At 38.9% G+C, this 4094-nt stretch carries 4 protein-coding genes and 1 tRNA gene; all 5 read right to left on the bottom strand.

Annotated features, from left to right (window positions below; genetic code table 11):
- A tRNA-Asn gene (locus H524_RS0111715) sits at window positions 1–76 on the bottom strand.
- Between the two features lie 224 nt (window positions 77–300).
- A complete protein-coding gene (locus tag H524_RS17665; RefSeq protein ID WP_052339088.1) occupies window positions 301–837 on the bottom strand; it encodes a type II restriction endonuclease in 537 nt (178 codons plus the stop codon).
- The gene (locus H524_RS17660; RefSeq protein WP_211232173.1) at window positions 815–1399 is read right to left on the bottom strand and encodes a hypothetical protein; all 585 of its coding nucleotides are present in this window, start codon (window positions 1397–1399) and stop codon (window positions 815–817) included. The genes H524_RS17665 and H524_RS17660 overlap by 23 nt, the downstream gene beginning before the upstream one ends.
- A 128-nt stretch (window positions 1400–1527) precedes the next feature.
- Window positions 1528–2562: a DNA (cytosine-5-)-methyltransferase gene (dcm, locus tag H524_RS15735; RefSeq protein WP_084281777.1), complete on the bottom strand. Its 1035-nt coding sequence runs from the start codon at window positions 2560–2562 to the stop codon at window positions 1528–1530.
- Between the two features lie 133 nt (window positions 2563–2695).
- Entirely contained in the window at window positions 2696–3583 is an 888-nt protein-coding gene (gene rapZ / locus H524_RS0111700) for an RNase adapter RapZ (protein WP_044122263.1), read from the bottom strand.
- Window positions 3584–4094 lie beyond the last annotated feature (511 nt).

Here is a 4094-nt window from a genome sequence, read left to right as displayed (position 1 = left end):
TGGCTCCTCCTACTGGACTTGAACCAGCGACATACGGATTAACAGTCCGCCGTTCTACCGACTGAACTAAGGAGGAACTCATCAAACAAAACTGCTTTAAAACACCGTGGTGTATCAAAGCGATGCACATTTTACAAAGCAAAGCCCTAGCTGTCAACACCCATATTAAAAAAGTTTAACAAAAGGATGCGCTCCAGCGAAAAAAGTTGATATATATAGGCTTTTGCCTAGGCAAGATCTTACGTTAAGACTTGGCTTATGACGGTATAAAGACTATCAAAGTATAAAAAGCAAAAAGGTCTAGTAATGCGGATATAGCACAATAAAACGATCTTGCTTGTCTTGAACTAGCTCAATGAACTGCTCTAAAGTAATTAACCACTTCTGCTGTTTAGCTGTGTATGTATCATGCAACGGCTCAGGCACAACTAGTTGTATATTATGACTAATCATCTCATCTGTCTGACCTTCACTAATACCTTCTTCTAAAGTAAGTAAGTGCTTAGATTTAATCCTTGCAGCTTCAGATATGACCTGTCTCCATCTATCTTTACAAGTAGTTTTAACGCCTAACATAGTAAGAAATTCTGCGTCTAAGTTTTGGTCATGGTATGCAGAAGCACTAGGAAAAAGAAAGTCAGGTCTAGATTTGTTCTCTGTTACACATGTTCTGACGTATTTTAAGTCTCTAGAAATGAATATCTGTTCAAGGTGATTTTCTAAAGCGTGACCTACTCTGCTTTTACGTCTATTTAGAAGTGAAAGTGCATAAGACAGAAACTCATCTGTACTACTAAATCCATCTTTAATACGGTCATCTACAAAAAAAACGTTCAAGAGTCCTAAAGAGGCCCTCTTCTCGCTCCATCCACTTTAATACCGCACTGTCGGCATTACTTTTACCATCAATCTCGTTTAATGTAGATCTTGCGTATTCTGAAAATACTTTTGTTGAAGGAAAATCTCCATTAAATATTCTCAACATATCAGTTAGGTATTTGGATTCATTGTTATAAACCTCAATACCCAATGCATCTAATATTAGCTTCTTTGAGTAAGTTAAAATCTTATTGTACTTATGGCTTGAAATGCTGAATTTATTGTCAATCTTAAGATCAAACAATGTACTAATGTATGAACAAATGTCTGATTCTGATGGAGTTAGAATCGTCACCAGAGTTCCATCAGTTCTTAAGGCAATAACGAGATAGTCTCCAGCACAAGCCTCATCCATTACCTTATTCGATGAGAAATACAATCTAAACTCTGATCGAGTAGGATGAGCTTCTCTAGCGTCATACCATGTTAACGTGCCTGTATCCCTAATAATAGGTTCGCTAAAAGAGTCATCACTCATATAGAGGAAGACAGAAGAAAATGTTGTTCTTTGTTCTCCCAAAAAGGTGCTTCAATGATGAAACGCCATTAAACTCATGCTGATTGCTGAGATTTTCCTCTACCTCAACGCGACTTAGAATCTTACCCCCAGCCCCAACAAAATATGTTGAAAGATCAAACTTGTTCATTTTAAAGCGCCTGTGGAACTAGAATAGGCTCTTCTGCAATATATGGTTCCATAATCTTGGCGACAGCGCTAATTACAGGAACAACAACAGAATTTCCAAACTGCTTGTAAGCTTGAGTATCAGAAACAACGATCTTAAAGCTATCAGGAAATCCCATAAGCCTAGCGCACTCTCTTGGAGTCAGCCTACGGGGATTGTTACCTGCTCCTCTACTAATTAGAATCTCAGATCCATCTTTATAATAACGGGCTGATAGAGTTCTTGAAGTCATATCGGGTGTTACTAAGCCATAGCCAAAACCATTTCCCTTGGCTTTGTGCTTTGCAGCATATTCTTGCAGATAGCTCCATAACCCATCTGAAAGGGTGTATTTAGGAAGAACTGCTCCACTCCCCTCTTCTGTATAGATACCATCCCCCTTTTCAGTTCCGTCTTCTGGGTGCAGGATATTGCTTAGAGCTTGCTTAAAGCTTGGTACCTTTAATTTATCCCAAGAGAAGTCTGTTTCCTCTCTAAAACCTACAATAATGATACGTTCTCTATGCTGTGGGACCCAATGAATGCCATCAATGACCTTATAGAACACTTGATAACCGAGCTCTTGTTCTAATGTTTCTTTAATGACCTTAAATGTTCTACCTTTATCATGCGATACAAGATTTTTAACATTCTCTAACAAGAACGCTTTTGGACGCTTAGCTGCAATAATTCTTGCAACATCGAAGAACAAAGTTCCTTGAGTTGCATGGGAAAAACCATGGTCTCTGCCTAAAGAATTATTCTTCGAAACACCAGCGATAGAAAATGGTTGACAAGGGAATCCTGCCAAGAGCACATCATGATCAGGCACATCATCCTCATGCATCTGGGTAATATCGCCGACAAACATCTCACGATCACCAAAGTTAGCTTTGTAAGTCTTCTCTGACCATTTATTCCACTCGCTTGTAAATACGCAGTATCCGCCTATGGACTCAAAGCCAAGACGAATTCCGCCTATTCCTGCAAACAAATCAATGAAAGTAAAATCAGACATGAAAACCTCAATGACTCAATAAAAATGAGTCATTAGCAAGCAACTCAACAAACCGTAGATGTAATATTAAAAATAAGCTCTAAGCTGGTTTAATAAATATTATATAGCTTACATAAGATATCAACTAAACTGTTTAAGAGTTTGACAGGCGCGAATTGATGTTTAATGAGCGGTGACGAACCTGTACATTAAGACCGCGAGAGTGGTACAGATCAGCAAGCTTCTGTGCAATATACACGGAGCGATGGCAGCCGCCAGTACATCCTACAGACACTGTAAGATAGCTGCGATTACTTGACTCAATTGCATGCAGCCATGAGCTTAGCAAGTTATCGATCTGATCTACGTAAGCATCAACTTCAGGATAACGCGCAAAGAAATCTTTCACAGGCTGATCTAGGCCAGTAAAGGAGCGCAGCTCCTTTTCCCAGAATGGATTTGGTAAGAAACGAGCATCGAATACAAAGTCTGCATCCTTGGCAATACCATTCTTAAAGCCAAAAGACTCAAATACCATTACCAGGCGCTTTTCTGGAGTGCCAATAATAGCTGTGACGATCTCATTAGAGAGGCTATGAACAGATAGCTCAGAGGTATCAATACGTAGATCAGCAAAACCTGAGATTCCGGCAAGCTTGGTACGCTCAAGTAAGATCGCCTCTTCAAGTGAGAGATTGTTTTTGGATAATGGATGAAGGCGTCTTGTCTCTGAATAACGTTTTACTAACACCTGATCATCAGCATCACAGAAGATCAGAGTAGAGTGAATGGAAGCATCTGACTTGATATTATTGAAGATAGACTCAAGGTAGGAGTCATCCTCAGGGATATTACGGATATCAATAGAAACAGCTAAACGAGGATAACGCTGCGGAGCTATCTCAGTAAGCTCTTTTAAGAACATTACTGGCAAATTATCAATGCAGTAATAGCCTAGATCCTCAAGAGCACGCAAAGCTACGGTCTTACCTGATCCTGAACGACCTGAGATGATTACCAACTGAACTGATGCATCGCCCATTTTCAGACCTCGTGAAAACATGTTGCTATAGGCAAGTTTAGTATTTTATGAACTAGCCAACGCTGCGATCTTTACCACACTTGCAATGACCTAAGTTTAGTCACTAAGGTCTTTTATCTTAAAAACACTAGCCATCACATATGCTAAGTAGTATTGCACAAGTGCTCTCAAGCTTAATGTCTCTTGCAAGTGTACTACTTAATTATGCTCATTATATAAAATCTTAACAAAGAGAAATTTAGATGCTCTGTTGTGGCCATGATCCTCAACAAAATTTCCAAATCTAACTAGCTCATTTCATCTAAGATCTTAAGATCGCCATAAGTTTTCTAAACTTATACATCGTGCCCATGATCTTTTAAGATCTCAGATAACCTAATAACCATGATCTTTAAAAGATCTTGCACAATCTCAGCGCCATGATCTTTAAAGAACCTCATAAAGCTTAATAACCAGGAGCTTTTAAGATCTCATAGAACTTAAGAACTAGGAGCTTTTAAGATCTCATAGA

The sequence above is a fragment of the Anaerobiospirillum succiniciproducens DSM 6400 genome, from assembly GCF_000482845.1.
GTDB classification, from domain to species: domain Bacteria; phylum Pseudomonadota; class Gammaproteobacteria; order Enterobacterales; family Succinivibrionaceae; genus Anaerobiospirillum; species Anaerobiospirillum succiniciproducens.
Note: the sequence above shows the minus strand (reverse complement) of the source record. Positions and strands in the feature narration are given on the sequence as shown.